At 56.3% G+C, this 14177-nt stretch carries 9 protein-coding genes; 6 read left to right on the top strand and 3 right to left on the bottom strand.

Features of this window, described 5'->3' with window-relative positions; translation table 11 throughout:
- The first annotated feature begins 75 nt into the window (after nt 1-75).
- The 6 genes from BQ5361_RS06925 (at nt 76) to BQ5361_RS06950 (ending at nt 11143) form a co-directional block, all read left to right on the top strand.
- Nucleotides 76-2796 (top strand): FtsK/SpoIIIE family DNA translocase, encoded by a 2721-nt coding sequence (locus BQ5361_RS06925; RefSeq protein WP_035472364.1) that lies wholly within the window; start codon nt 76-78, stop codon nt 2794-2796.
- A 101-nt stretch (nt 2797-2897) separates the two neighbouring features.
- A complete protein-coding gene (locus BQ5361_RS06930) occupies nt 2898-3524 on the top strand; it encodes an outer membrane lipoprotein periplasmic chaperone LolA1 (RefSeq protein WP_035472170.1) in 627 nt (208 codons plus the stop codon).
- Between the two features lie 329 nt (nt 3525-3853).
- Nucleotides 3854-5332 carry a BACON domain-containing protein gene (locus tag BQ5361_RS06935; protein WP_035472168.1) on the top strand — a complete coding sequence of 493 codons (1479 nt, stop codon included), beginning with the start codon at nt 3854-3856 and terminating at the stop codon, nt 5330-5332.
- 47 nt (nt 5333-5379) lie between these two features.
- Nucleotides 5380-6864, top strand: a complete 1485-nt coding sequence (locus tag BQ5361_RS06940; protein ID WP_035472165.1) for a BACON domain-containing protein — start codon at nt 5380-5382, stop codon at nt 6862-6864.
- A gap of 257 nt (nt 6865-7121) precedes the next feature.
- Entirely contained in the window at nt 7122-9656 is a 2535-nt protein-coding gene (gene gyrA, locus BQ5361_RS06945) for a DNA gyrase subunit A (RefSeq protein WP_022063998.1), read from the top strand.
- A gap of 116 nt (nt 9657-9772) precedes the next feature.
- Nucleotides 9773-11143 (top strand): tetratricopeptide repeat protein, encoded by a 1371-nt coding sequence (locus BQ5361_RS06950; RefSeq protein WP_022063997.1) that lies wholly within the window; start codon nt 9773-9775, stop codon nt 11141-11143.
- A gap of 109 nt (nt 11144-11252) precedes the next feature.
- Here BQ5361_RS06950 and BQ5361_RS06955 read toward each other — a convergent pair whose 3' ends face one another.
- The 3 genes from BQ5361_RS06955 to BQ5361_RS06965 all read right to left on the bottom strand — a co-directional run bounded on the left by BQ5361_RS06955 (nt 11253) and on the right by BQ5361_RS06965 (nt 14174).
- Nucleotides 11253-11726 carry a hypothetical protein gene (locus BQ5361_RS06955; protein ID WP_257587958.1) on the bottom strand — a complete coding sequence of 158 codons (474 nt, stop codon included), beginning with the start codon at nt 11724-11726 and terminating at the stop codon, nt 11253-11255.
- A 373-nt stretch (nt 11727-12099) separates the two neighbouring features.
- Nucleotides 12100-12795 (bottom strand): hypothetical protein, encoded by a 696-nt coding sequence (locus BQ5361_RS06960; RefSeq protein WP_143047533.1) that lies wholly within the window; start codon nt 12793-12795, stop codon nt 12100-12102.
- A gap of 5 nt (nt 12796-12800) precedes the next feature.
- Nucleotides 12801-14174 (bottom strand): C10 family peptidase, encoded by a 1374-nt coding sequence (locus tag BQ5361_RS06965; RefSeq protein WP_035472153.1) that lies wholly within the window; start codon nt 14172-14174, stop codon nt 12801-12803.
- Nucleotides 14175-14177: the final 3 nt, after the last annotated feature.

Here is a 14177-nt window from a genome sequence, read left to right on the forward strand (position 1 = left end):
GCACCCGGCGCGACAGGCCGGCAGCACCCTCGCACATTTTTATTATCTTTGCCCGAACAGCAGAAAAGCCGCACCATGGCAAAACAGGAAAAGACGAAAGCGAAAAGTACCGGAACAGCCGCCAGGCTGTTCGCAGGCAGGAAAATAGGAGAAACAGAACGCTGGATATACGGATTCCTGCTCCTGTTCGTGTCGCTCTTCTTCCTGCTCGCCGTCGTCAGCTACTACTTCACCTGGAGCGAAGACCAGGCCGCCCTGCGCGAAGGACTCAGTTGGAGCGCGGTGGACAACGTCGCCAACCATGCGGGCAAGCTGGGAGCAATCACCGGCTCGGCACTCGTCGGCAAGTGGTTCGGTGTCTTCGCCATAGGCATTCCCGTTGTACTGCTCATTCTCTCGCTGCGCATCATGCGCGTCCGGCCGCTCTTCCTGAACCGTTCGGTACGGACGACGCTCATCGTCATGATACTCGGCTCGCTCTCGCTCGGCTATCTTTTCGGCACACGCTGGGGCATCTTCGGCACGGGACTCGGCGGACAAGCGGGCATCGCCGCGGCCGACTGGCTCCGTTCGGTGATAGGGACGGCCGGGCTCGGACTGCTGCTCGCAGTCTGCTGGATACTCATCGCGGTCTATATCAACCGCAGCACCATCAAGGTCGTCAACCGCGTAGGTTCGTCGGTAGCCAAAGGGGCTACCGACCTCATGGGGAAAATTCCCGTCCATCCCTTCAAGGGAAAGGAAGACACACAGCGGCAGGCCGAAGAGGAGCGGCTGCGTGAAGACATGGAAGCGGCCAACTACTACTATACGCCCGATACCGTACCCGCCGCGAAAGCCGCATCCGACATCGCGTCAGAGGCAATCGGAACGGAATCCGCCGAAAGGGCCGGAACGGAGCGGACGGCCGTATCCGGAACCGAGGAGACCCTCACGGTCTATCCCTCCGATGAACAGGAGGCGGAAGGCATCTTCGTCAGCAACGGCGACCGGACGGACAACGAAGAACTACCCGCCGGCCATACCGGAGCGACGGCCGGAAACGACGGGAACGACGCAGCCGAATCCCCCTTCATCGAAGAGGAGGAAGACGACTTCATCGTGGTGGACGAACAGGGCGAACGCATCAAGGCTTCGACGCTGCGTCCGACACGCACGCCGGCCACGCTCGGCGCCGGCGGTGTCGTGGTCAGCGACGAGGAGGGCATCGAAATCGTCAAGACGGACTACAAGGATACCGAAGCAGAGGAGGAGGCCGACGATTTCCGCGACCCCACCCGTACCCTGCCCCGCTACCAACGCCCCTCATGGGTTATCCTGAAAGACCACAGCGTGGGCATCCGTATCTCGGAAGACGAGATACGCGAAAACAAGAACATCATCCGCGAGAAGCTGGAGGATTTCGGCATCCGGATAACCGACAAGATAAAGGCCACGATAGGGCCGACGGTGACGCTTTACGAGATAGAGCCCGCACAGGGAGTAAAGGTATCGCGCATCCGCAATCTGGAGGAGGACATCGCCCTCGCACTCAAGGTGCAGAGTATCCGTATCGTCACGCTCGGCCAGGGACGCGGTACGGTAGGCATCGAGGTACCGAACAGCACGCGCGAAATCGTGTCGATGCTTTCGGTCGTAAAGTCCGTCAAGTTCCAGGACTGCCAGTACCGGCTTCCCATCGTTCTGGGCAAGACGATATACAACGAGATATACATCGGCGACCTTACCAAAATGCCCCACCTGCTCGTGGCGGGCGCCACCGGACAGGGCAAATCGGTCGGTCTGAACGCCATCATCGCCTCGCTGCTCTACAAGAAACACCCGGCCGAGCTGAAGTTCGTCCTCATCGACCCGAAACAGGTGGAGCTGTCGGCATACGCCAAACTCGACCGGCACTTCCTCGCCAAAATGGAGGGCGAGGAGAGCGCCATCATCACCGACACGAGCAAGGCGGTAAACACGCTCAACTCGCTGGTCATGGTGATGGAGGAGCGCTACACGCTGCTCAACCGGGCGGGCGAACGCAACATCGCCGACTACAACGCCCGCATCCAGGCCGGAAAGCTCAAGAAACGCGACGGTCACAGCTTCATGCCCTACATCGTGGTCGTCATCGACGAGTTCGCCGACATGATTATGACCGCCGGCCGCGAAGTGGAAATCCCCATCACGCGGCTTGCCGCCAAGGCGCGCGCCGTGGGCATCCACCTCATCGTGGCGACGCAGCGTCCGGACGTGAAGGTCATCACCGGACTGATAAAGTCCAACATCCCGGCCCGCATCGCCTTCAAGGTGGTCTCCATGGTGGATTCACGTACCATCATCGACCAGCCGGGGGCCAACAACCTCATCGGCATGGGCGACATGCTGCTCTACCTCAACGGAGAGCTTACCCGAATGCAGTGCGCTTTCCTCGATACGCCCGAAATCGAGAACCTCACCTCCTTCATCAGCCAGCAGGAGGGATACGACGGGCCTTTCGAACTCCCCTTCTTCGAGCTCAAAGGGACGACCGGAAGCGGCAACGGAGGAGGAGGCGAAGAGACGGCCGACTCCGACAACATGCTGATACAGGTGGCCCACTTCATCGTCCAGAACCGGCAGGGCTCCACATCGGCCATCCAGCGCAACTTCCGCCTCGGCTACAACCGGGCGGGCCGCATCATGGACAAACTGGAAAAGATGGGCATCGTGGGCAGGCAGGACGGCAGCAAGCCGCGTGAGGTCATCGTGACCGACATGCGCCAGCTCGAAGACATCCTTCTCTCCTACGACGACGAGGAACTCGACGTATGAGGGCACTGCAGCAGACACAATAACCGAACGAATGCTACGTTCTCCGGAGAGGGGACACAGCAGGAATCTGCCGTACAACGCAACAAACAGATACCGATACCATGAAAAGATTCATCCTGATAGCGGCCGCACTGGTCGCAGCGGCATCGTCCGCAAAAGCCGACGAAACAAGCGAAAGCATCCTCCGCCACATTGCCGAAACCTTCGCTTCGTACGGCAATTACGAAGTACGTTTCACCGTGTCGGCCCAAGGCATGGGGAACATGAGCGGCAACTATTTCGTCAGCGGCGACCGCTACCGCATCAAGCTCCAGAAACAGGAGCAGTTCAGCGACGGCACCAACCGCTACGAAATCTATGCGGCCGACAAGGAGGTGGTCATCGACGCAGCCGACACCGGTTCGCACAACATCCTGAACAACCCCACGCGCGCCTTCGAGTTCGCCCCGGAAGAGTTCGAAAGTACCTATACGGGGCCGGCCGAGCTCAAACGCAAGGCAGTGGAAAAGGTCAAACTCGTTCCGCGCAGCGACCGTTACGGCAACGGAACGATAACGCTGTACGTGAGTGCGGAAGACGGCATGCCCGTGGCGCTGAACTACGACTATCAGGGCGAAGAACTCACCGTCACCATCGACCGGATTATCCCCCTCGAGGAGATTGACAAAACCATGTTCCTGTTCGACCCGTCGCTTTACGGCGACTACGAAGTGATAGATTTCCGATAGACCGTCCGCAATACCAATACGCAAGGGGATGACTGCCGAGCAGTCATCCCCTTGCGTATTGGTACCCCCTCTCTTTCGACGCCTTGCAACCTCTCCTGCCGCAGTACAGGAAACAAGACAAACATCAGCGAAAACCGTTCATTAAAACAACGGAACGTACAACTCCGCCTCTTACCGGAGGAATATATTTCTTCACAAAAGAAATACGAAAACATCTTAACACTGCATATATAATATTTATTTTATCATTATGTTTGCATACATACGAGGATATGGGATTTCATATCCACACACCCTATTTACCTAACAATTCAATAATCTAAAACGAAATGAAAAGATGTTTGCTTCCGAAAGGCGTCGCAGCGGCGCTTTTCGCAGTTTCGGTCCTGAACGGCTGCAACGAGGGAACGGAAAATTTACAGTACGTTAATCTCAGTCAGGCAGCCTGCTCCTTTCTGGGCGAAGACAATACACCGCTGACGATAACCGTCGATGCCTCTCCGGCGACGTGGCAGGCCACCCCGAACGCATCATGGATAAAAGCCGAGCGTACCGACGAACACACCCTTACGCTAACCGCTGACGATAACGATACCGACCAGGAACGCAAGACAACGGTCACCATCCAGGCCGACCGGGCAACCCAAACCATCCGCATCAACCAACTGCCGAAAGACTCCTCTTTCGCACGCTACCGCAAACTCGACGAATTTGCGAGTTCGGCCATGTCGCCGGGCGGCAAATATGCCGGCGGCTACATCATCTCGGTCGCACCGGACGATTCGTGGCAATACTCGCCGGTCATCATCGACGTCGAGACCGAAGAACGGTACGAATTCGGCCCGTTTCCCGAATCGCTCTATTTCATCAGCCAGACCATCGCCATCACCGACCAGGGGCTGATGTTCCTTTCCAACTCAAACGGCGGACAGATAGCCATCAATACTACCGGCGATATCATCGTTCCCGAAGCTCCCGCCGGATTCCAGTTTCAACCCGAAGTACAGGGCAGCTCTGCCGACGGCAGATATTGGGTAGGCTTCGCCAAAGAGAGCAACGGCGAAGAGGGACTCACCTGGCCGCTGCTCTGGACGGACGGCGTCGCCGAGAAACTTCCGATGCCCGCCAAAAATTTCCGGGACGAAGCGTTCTGGTACGGTATCATGGCACGGGGCATCTCGGCCGACGGCTCGGTCATCTACGGTACGACATGGGAAAACCTCGATTTCGGCATGGTCTACTGGAAACGCGACGGAGGCGAATGGAAAGTGGATTACGTCGGACAGGACGTCCACGAAATCAAACCTGTCAAGATGCTCGACGCCTTCGGGGAGGAGATGGACTACAACCTCGCCGACGGCATCATCTGCACCGCCGAATATACGAAGATAAGCGCCACGGGCAAATGGATAGCCGGCAGTTACCGCATCGAAACACTGGCCGACAACCGCATGGATATCGTCCGGACGCAATACGCCGCCTTTTACAATACGGAAACCGAAACGACCACTGTCGTGAAAGACTACGGCGGCTCCGTCGGCATTCATGTCACGGACGACGGTATCGCATTCATCGGACTGGGCACCATGAACCTCTCCTCTGGAGTCGTGTACGACCTGAACACGAATACAGAACTCGGTTCCGTGGAAGAATGGGTACACGACACCTACGGTATCTACGTCCCGACCGGTTATATCAACTCCGTTTCACCTGACGGCCGGGTGATTTTCGGTACGATGCTCGACATGACCGGTACCCAGGACCTCATTACGATAGGCTGGTACGTCGCCCCTCCCGCAGAGGCATAGGGGGCTCCCTCGGACAAGACGAAACATGAATCTTAAACCTTGCACACATGAAACGACTTTCATACATCGCGGCAGCATGTATCGCACTGGCCGCATGCAATAAAACGGATACCGAACTCCCCTCGCTCGACGTAACGCCCGGACAGCTCTCTTTCGCAGCAGAGGGGGCGGCCGCTCAGGAGCTCACTGTCACGGCTTCGGGCGTGACCTGGGAATATGCCCTCTCCGCCGGAGCCTCCGAATGGGTCACGGTAGAAGAACGGACGGCCGGAAAACTGAACGTAACGGTACGGGACAATTTGAAAAGCGAACCGAGGACAGCCTCCCTGACCGTCAAAACGGACAACTTCAAGGTCAAATCGCGCATGGTTACGATAACCCAGCAGGGTTCCGACCGTCCCCAGACCTATTCCCTATCGGTCAATCCGGCCGCACTCACTTTCGGGGCGGAAGACGACAGGCCGCAGGAGGTCATCGTAACCGTGGAGGGAAACGACCTGACATGGAGTACCGACATAGCGGAATCAGGCCGCAGCTGGCTCACCGTCACGGAGAGCGACGGTAAATTCTCCGTCACCGCATCCCCGAATCCCGAACCGGCCCGACGCACGGCGGACATCACCGTTACGCCCAGCGATGCCGCAGTACCCGCGAAGGCGGTACGCGTCACACAGGAGGCAAAAGAGCTGCCCCCTTCCCTGAACGTCACACTGACGAACGGAGCCACCCCCTCCGAAGGCCTCTCCTTCGATTACATCGGCCAGGAAAGCTACCGCATAGATGTCGAAGCCGTAAACTGCGAATGGTTCATGAAGACGGAGTACGACACGGAGACGACCGGCTGGATTACCGCATCGGAAAACGAAGGGATGAACAGCATCAGCGTAAGTGTCGGCAGAAATGAGGAGGCCGAAGCACGGACGGGACGTATTGTCCTGACTACCGACGCCGACGGCGTCGGCCCGGTGGAGGTAAAGGTCTCGCAAGCGGGAAAACCCGACTATATCAGCACCCTTACCGAACACGTGGAGTTCGGAACGCTCACCGAAAGCTATGTGCTGGTGCGCCCCAACAACGACTTCCGCGACCAGCCCTACACCGATTGGGAACTCCGCCTCTGGAGCGAAGGGTTAAGCTTCGACGGAGCGGCCTACACCGGCTCGGGCGACCGACTGAACATTCTCCTTTACACCGAACCGATAGCGGCCAACGACGACAACGAATACCGTATTCCGGACGGTACCTATACCGTAACGGTCAATTTCGGCAACTACCCCGACCTGACGCCCCAGGCCGGCGACATCAGTGGCGGCGCATTCGGCTATTACGGCCATCCCACCTTCCCGAACGGAACGTGGTACGTCCGCATGGCCGGAAGCGAATACACGGGAGAAGCGTGCATCCGGACGGGCACCATGACGGTCTCCAGCACGGAAGAGTCGTACGACATGCAGTTCGATTTCGTCAGCGACGCAGGCTATACCGTCAAGGGCACGTTCCGAGGTACGCTGAAAGTCTATCCGCAAGGCTGACGGATACATCCGCCGTGCCAACGACAGAACGGGCGGCATGAACGGGGTCTCCGGAAATTTCGGAGACCCCGTTCCGTTCGGCCGGAACCCGTACACGCACACCCCGCAACACCTCCGGAGGCGAAGCCGGAAAGAGCCGGAACCCTCTCCGCACCGGCTGTCCGGGGGAGAAAAAGGGAGAGGCTTATTTTGTACATAATCCAAAATAATCGTATCTTTACACGATTATTTCATGATAGTTTTGAACATCAGCAGATATGTCAGAAGAAACTAAAGAGACACCCGCCGAACCGAGGATAATCCGGATAAACATCGAGGAAGAGATGAAGACCGCCTATATCGACTATTCGATGTCGGTCATCGTCTCCCGCGCGCTTCCCGACGTGCGCGACGGCCTGAAGCCCGTACACCGGCGCATCCTCTTCGATATGAGCAACGAACTGAACCTCTATTCGGACAAGCCGCACCGTAAGAGCGCCCGTATCGTCGGCGACGTGCTCGGTAAGTTCCACCCCCACGGCGACAGCTCGGTCTACTTCGCCATGGTCCGCATGGCACAGCCGTGGGCCATGCGCTACCCGCTGGTGGACGGTCAGGGTAACTTCGGTTCGATGGACGGCGACAGCCCCGCGGCCATGCGTTATACGGAGGCCCGTATGCGCAAGATAGCCGACGAGGTGATGGCAGACATCGGCAAGAATACGGTGGAATTCGTCAACAACTTCGACGATACATTGCAGGAACCCTCCGTGCTCCCCACCCGCATCCCGCTGCTGCTGGTGAACGGCTCGTCGGGCATCGCGGTGGGCATGGCCACCAACATGCCGCCCCACAACCTTTCGGAAGTATGCGACGCGATAGCAGCCTACATAGACAATCCGGACATCGAAGTCTCCGAACTGGCAAAATACGTGAAAGCTCCCGACTTTCCGACGGGAGGCATCATATACGGCTACGAAGGGGTGCGTGAGGCGCTCGAAACGGGACGCGGACGCATCGTCATGCGGGCCCGAACAGAAATAGAGCACACTCACAGCGGCCGGGAGTGCATCGTCGTGACGGAGATTCCCTATCAGGTGAACAAGGCCGAGATGATACGTCAGATTGCCGACATGATTAACGAGAAGAAAATCGACGGCATCTCGTACATCAACGACGAAAGCGACCGCCGCGGTACGCGCATCGTCATCATCCTCAAGAGCGACGCCGTGGCGAGCGTGGTACTCAACACCCTCTACAAACACTCGCAACTGCAAACCAGTTTCCCGGTAAACAACATCGCGCTGGTGAACGGCCGGCCCGTCCTGCTGAACCTGAAGGATCTCATCCGCCATTTCGTGGACCACAGGCACGACGTGGTGGAGCGCCGCACGCGCTACGACCTCGACCAGGCCGAAAAACGCGCCCATATCCTCCGTGGACTGCTCATCGCTCTCGACCACATCGACGAAATCATCTCCATCATACGGGGCTCCCAGACGCCCGACATCGCCAAGGCGGCTCTCATGGAGCGCTTCGGCCTGAGCGAGGTACAGGCACAAGCCATCATCGACATGAGGCTTCGTGCGCTGACCGGACTGGAACGCAGCAAGATAGAAGAAGAGTATGCGCAATTGCTCGAACGCATCGAGTACTACAACCGCGTGCTGGCCAGCCGCGAGATGCGCCTGGGCATCGTCAAGGACGAAACGCTGGAGATAAAGGAGAAGTACGGCGACGAACGCCGCACGGAAATCGTCATGAGTGCCGAAGAGTTCAATCCGGAAGATTTCTATGCCGACGACGAGATGGTCATCACCATTTCGCACATGGGCTATATCAAGCGCACTCCGCTGGCCGAATACCGGACGCAGCACCGGGGCGGCGTGGGCGTCAAGGCGAGCGCCACACGCGACGAAGACTTCATCGAACACATCTATGTGGCCTCGATGCACGACACGATGCTCTTCTTCACCGAAAAGGGACGCTGCTACTGGCTCAAGGTCTACAACATTCCGGAGGGAACGCGCACCTCGAAGGGACGCGCCATACAGAACGTCATCCAGATAGAACCGGACGACAAGATACGTGCTTACATCAACGTGCGCGGGCTCGACAACAAGGAGTATGTCGAGAACAACTACATCGTCATGTGTACGCGCGAAGGCATCATCAAGAAGACGAAACTGGAGGCTTACTCCCGGCCCCGCCAGAACGGCGTCAATGCCATCACCGTCAAGGAGGGCGACCAGCTCATCGACGCCAACCTGACCAGCGGCCGCGCCGACATCATTATCGCCGCCCGCGAAGGCAAGGCCATCCGGTTCCCTGAGGAGAAGGTACGCCCGATAGGCCGCACGGGAGCAGGCGTACGCGCCATCACCATCGAAGGCGACGACCGCGTAGTAGGAATGATATGCATGGAACCGGAAAGCGCCAACGACATCCTCGTACTCAGCGAGAACGGTTACGGCAAACGCACCGACCTGGATGCCTACCGCACGACCAACCGGGGCGGCAAGGGCGTCAAGACGATGCAGGTGACCGAGAAGACCGGCAAGGTGGTCTCCATCCAGTCGGTATCCGACGAATACGACCTGATGATAATCACCCGCAACGGAACGGCGATACGTACCGCTGCCTCCGACATCCGGCTGGCCGGAAGGGCTACCCAGGGGGTGAAGGTCATCAACCTCCGCGCAGGCGATTCGATAGCCTCCGTCATGGCCGTTCCCAAAAGCGAAGAGCCCGAAGGGGAGAGCGACGGAACGATAATTGCTGCGGAGGAGAACGGCGGGAAACACGAAGAGTAACCGCCGGCCGCACTGGAAGCCCGCGAAAAACGGACATTCGACCGGTACAGCCCGAACCGATGAAAAAGACAATATTACCACATTACGAAAAACAATAACTTAAATCATTTCTTACCATGAAGCGCATATTGATGCTGGCGGCTGCCGCAATCTGTCTTTGCGGTCCGTCGCTCTCCGCACAGCAGGTGACTATCAACGAAAAGAGCCTGCTGAACAAGATAGAGCGTTCCGACGCCGATATCGCCAACCCGAAGAAATCGGGCAAGGCCTCTACATGGATACACCGCGGCGAAGTATTCTACGAAGTTGCGACGGCAGTATCCAAGCACCTTTACGACGGCATCGACGTTGTCACGCTTACCACCCTGTTCGGCGAACCTACCGCTGCCGAGGTCGTGGAGCTCAACGGCAAGGTCTATACCAAGGGCATATTCCCGTACATGGACATCTACCTCGACGAGCTAGCCATACCGGTAGCGTGGATAATGACCAAGGAGATATATCCCGGTGCACTCCAAAAGTCGGTAGAAGCGTATGAAAAAGCCTACGAACTCGACGGGAACAATCAGAAAACTGCCGAGAAAGTGAACGAAGGGCTCAAACAGGCATACGACGAGTATTCCAAGACGGGAGCCCTCTATTTCCCGCTCGGCATGTACGAAGAGGCCGGCAACATGTTCATCAGCGCCTACGAAGTGGCCCAGATGCCCGGAGCCACCATCTCCGAGGCCGACCTCTATTCCCTGCTGCACGACGCAGGCCTGGCCTTCATGCTCGCCCAGAAGTACCCCCAGAGCATCGAATACCTGACGGCAGCCGAAAAAATCAGCGCCGGCAATGCCGACATTTCGGACCCCGAAATATACTACCTGATATACCACGCCTACCGAGGCAACGCCATGGCCGACCCGAATGCAATACAGACTGCCAAGCAATACCTGGAAAAGGGCATGGCCATGTATCCGACGGATTCCAAAATCATCGAAAGCCTCTCGGAAGCATACGTATTCCTCGGAGAGAACCCCGACAACATACTCACCATCGTCCAGCAAGCGGCCGAAAGCGACCCGACCAACGCCGACATGTGGAGCGCGCTGGGGGTACTGTATGTCTCCAACAACGAATACGACAAGGCGATAGAGGCATTCACCAAGATGGCCGAACTCGTCCCCGACAGCTATGTAGCGAACAACAACCTCGGCATCGTCTATATCAAGCAGGCCGAAGCCATCCTCGAAGACGTCAATTCGCGCGCCGCTACTTTCGCTACGCAGGACGAATACGATGCGGAACTCAACAAGGCATTCCAGGTATATGCCAAAGCGGTTCCCTATCTCGAAAAGGCCTATGCGAGCGACCCGACCAACGTGGGCACCGTGGAACTGCTCAAGAACGTCACGTTCCGCATCCGCGACCTGGACGGCATGATGGCCAAGTACGAAAAATACAACGCCCTCTTCAAATCCATGACCGGCGGAGCCCAGTAAAAGCTCCCTTCGCTACGACACACGACAGGCTGCCGACTTTCATCGGCAGCCTGTCCTTTCATGCCCCCTGCACACTGTACCGGACCGGCGGCCCGGCAGGCACAGAAAATCAAAATGTATATTCGAACGTACAGCTCAACGTCCGGCCTGCAGCATCCTGCATGGTAACGGTAAACGTGTGCTCCTTGACGGCCGGTTCTTCGAGAAACGAAAGATACATGCATCCCACATAACTAAAATAGAGCAATTTCAAATCTTCCGCACGAAGGTCCGACAACACCCCGTAAACCGGAGAGAATCCTTCCTCGCCCGCAGTGCCGCACATGATAGGTTCACCGTCCCGATAATAAGCAGCCGGAGCATTGTCAGGCCAACCGTACGACGGGTCGTAACCGCTGTCGATAAACGGTTTGGCCGATGCGGCAAGAAGTTCCACCACGCTGTCTAAAGACGAACCCGCAGGAATATCGTTGAAATCCCTGTCGCTTATCACATCTATCCGCTCGAACTCGTTGCACAATACGTAGGGCCCCCCGGGATAGGTCGGCTTATTATAGTACGTATCTCCGTAAAAAGCGCTCAACTCCCGAAACTTATCGCCTTTTTCACCACGAGACGGCAAATACAGTTCACCGCTGAATTGCAAACTGACCAAACCGTCCGTACAAACATCGGGCTCTTTCAGCATGTCGGCCTCCAGATAGCCTGGAATATAATATTCCGTTGCACTGAATTCTCCTCCCACTTCGCTTCCGCTTCTGGTACAGGAAATCCCGAATCATGCAAATATCAAAATATAAAAGACCTTTTTCATCGCCGTCATCGTTTTATCTGGTGCCACATCTTCATCCGAAACTGGTAATAGTTTTCCTCGCCCTCCACCGCACGCGTATCGGGTTTGGCAGGCTTGTGGAACGCATTAATTCACTGAAGCAATGACCGAATCAATCAGCCGGCTACACAGCATCGAAATCGTACTCGACCGTGCAGCTCAACTCCCGCCCCGTCGTATCTTCCAGCGTAATCGTAAACGTGTGTTTCCGAAAAGCCCTCGGTTCATCAAGGAAACAAAGGCTCGGACTTCTTCTTTCAAGCAATTTGAGCTCATTTTCCCTCAACTCCGACAGCAAGCCATATACCGGATAAAACTCTTCCTTAGGCCAAAATCTCCAAGCATAGTCTCTATATTCTGACGGCACATCATTCCTGCTCCAATCGAATTCCTCCGTATACCCGCTATCGAGGAATGGTTTCACCGAAACAGCAAGGAACTGAACGACATTACCGAGCGACTGCCCTGCCGGAATCTCATTGAAATCCTTGTCGCTTACAATATCTATCTTCTTGAACTCATTGCATAACACGTTGGGCCCTCCGGGATAGGTCGGCTTATTATAGTGCGTATCTCCGTAAAAAGCGCTCAACTCCCGAAACTTATCGCCTTTTTCACCACGAGACGGCAAATATAGTTCCCCGCTGAATCCCAACCCGATTAAGCCTCCCGTACAAACGGTCCCTGTCAGCATATCGGCCTCCAGATAGCCTTGGATATAATATTCCGTTTCACTGAATTCTCCTCCCACTTCGCTTCCGCTTCTGGTACAGGAAATCCCGAACCATGCAAATAGCAAAATATAAAATACCTTTTTCATCACTGTCATCGTTTTATCTGGTGCCACATTTTCATACGAAACTGGTAATAGTTCTCCTCGCCCTCCACCGCACGCGTATCGGGTTTCGCAGGCTCATGAGCTGCATCGAATTCATTAGGAAGGAAATACCCGTTGTGACTTCCGTCCCATCCCCAGTTGCAATGGACATAGTAAAGGCATTCGTAATCCGTCCGCAGCAGGATACTCCAATTGTAGGTCTCTATTTTCTGTTTGTAGGTCATTACCCGGTCGCAAACCCAATAATGTCCATCAGAATAATCATAGCCGGACACTTTCCCTAAAATATATTTCGGTGTCCGATGCGACATGCCGAACACCATGACTGGTCTTCCGTCTGTCATAATAGCTTTCAAAAGCGATACCGCACTGTAATCGGCTTCCGCTACACACGAATACCCCAATGACTGAAAAGTAGGCGTTATCCGATTCGTATTAGTAAATGTTCCACTGCTCCCCCTGACGGTTGCCTGCAAATAATTTTGGGAATTAAGCCTCTCGAACAGACGGGCAATTGCCGGATAGACAGTCGTATCGCAACTATAAATACTTCTATGCTTGCTTATCTTATTCCAGTCCAAGGCATAACCGTCGATGCTCGAAGGATAGCCGTAATGGTAAAGGATTTGCGCCACGGCCACCGCACCGCAGCCGGCATAAGCGTGTTTGTTGGCGGATATCATCGGCATCATCAGGTGATACGGTTCTCCCTGTCCCCAGTTGCAGGCGACCTGCGTCCCCTTGTAGCCGGAGAGCTCCCACGGATAAGTCTTGCGGGTGATATTATTCCCCACACCTCCGCCGTAATCGATATCGACATCGGTAATCCCACCGCCGCTGCCATAGGCAGAAGCGGACGGATAGCCGGGCTCGCCGGGATATATCATCCCGTCCCCTTCGTCGGGAATGGGCAGTCCTACCGCCACACGATAATTGATATCGTAGCTGAGCAGTGTCATGCCCAGACCGGGATTACCCGTTTCGGCTATCTCCTCGAAAGTACCGCTGTCGGTGATACAGAAGACGGGCGGTGTGCGGTCGTCACCCGAAGCAAGAGCAAACCCCTCTCCGTCACCGAGACTGAAAACGTGGTAAACGGGCGAATCCGAAGCGCCGCCCCGCGTATCGCCGGGCCCGCCTATCGTCACGACTCCCGTGATGCTCCGTACCGCTCCGCCCCGCGTCTCCGGGTCCATGCTGCCGAGCATGGTCTCCACCGCCGCACGGGCCTCATCTACGTTCACATAATGGCTGTCGGACGAAAAGGATTCCGGTATCCGCTCCCCGTCGGACTGTTCTTTCGTGCAGGCAACCGCCAGCAGTGCTGCACCCACTGCAAAAATCCGTAACACATGCTTCATAGA

Origin of the sequence: Tidjanibacter massiliensis, from assembly GCF_900104605.1 — a bacterium.
Classification (GTDB): domain Bacteria; phylum Bacteroidota; class Bacteroidia; order Bacteroidales; family Rikenellaceae; genus Tidjanibacter; species Tidjanibacter inops.

Coding starts and splice junctions, on each gene's coding strand:
- BQ5361_RS06925 (WP_035472364.1), top strand. CDS start 76: ATGGCAAAACAGGAAAAGACGAAAGCGAAAAGTACCGGAACAGCCGCC.
- BQ5361_RS06930 (WP_035472170.1), top strand. CDS start 2,898: ATGAAAAGATTCATCCTGATAGCGGCCGCACTGGTCGCAGCGGCATCG.
- BQ5361_RS06935 (WP_035472168.1), top strand. CDS start 3,854: ATGAAAAGATGTTTGCTTCCGAAAGGCGTCGCAGCGGCGCTTTTCGCA.
- BQ5361_RS06940 (WP_035472165.1), top strand. CDS start 5,380: ATGAAACGACTTTCATACATCGCGGCAGCATGTATCGCACTGGCCGCA.
- gyrA (WP_022063998.1), top strand. CDS start 7,122: ATGTCAGAAGAAACTAAAGAGACACCCGCCGAACCGAGGATAATCCGG.
- BQ5361_RS06950 (WP_022063997.1), top strand. CDS start 9,773: ATGAAGCGCATATTGATGCTGGCGGCTGCCGCAATCTGTCTTTGCGGT.
- BQ5361_RS06960 (WP_143047533.1), bottom strand. CDS start 12,795: ATGAAAAAGGTATTTTATATTTTGCTATTTGCATGGTTCGGGATTTCC.
- BQ5361_RS06965 (WP_035472153.1), bottom strand. CDS start 14,174: ATGAAGCATGTGTTACGGATTTTTGCAGTGGGTGCAGCACTGCTGGCG.